The organism is Ensifer sp. ENS02 (assembly GCF_014851885.1).
Lineage (GTDB): Bacteria > Pseudomonadota > Alphaproteobacteria > Rhizobiales > Rhizobiaceae > Ensifer > Ensifer adhaerens.
The window spans coordinates 1-255 of record NZ_JACVAO010000101.1 but is presented as its reverse complement, the minus strand read 5'-3'; the positions used below and the strand labels follow the sequence as shown (position 1 = coordinate 255).

Annotated in this window: 1 protein-coding gene; it reads left to right on the top strand. The window is 65.5% G+C overall.

Features of this window, described 5'->3' with window-relative positions:
• Positions 1 to 255 (top strand): VCBS domain-containing protein (locus IB262_RS35625; protein ID WP_192359284.1); only part of this gene is annotated, 255 nt, incomplete at both ends.

Sequence of the window (255 nt, the reverse complement as noted above, 5' to 3'; positions counted from 1 at the left end):
GCGGTGCGGTGACGGAGATCGCCGACAAGGCGACGGGCGAGAATACGGTGACGCACACGCAGGACGGCGCGGTGACGTTTACCGACGTCGATACGCTCGACACCCACAGCGCCAGCTTCTTGCCGCAGGGCCGTGGTTATCTCGGTACCTTCTCGCTGGATGCGGTCGATCAGGCAGCTGACAGGATCGGCTGGAACTTCAAGGTCGCCGACGGCGTGCTGGACTCGCTGCAGGCCGGCCAGACGCTGACGCAGA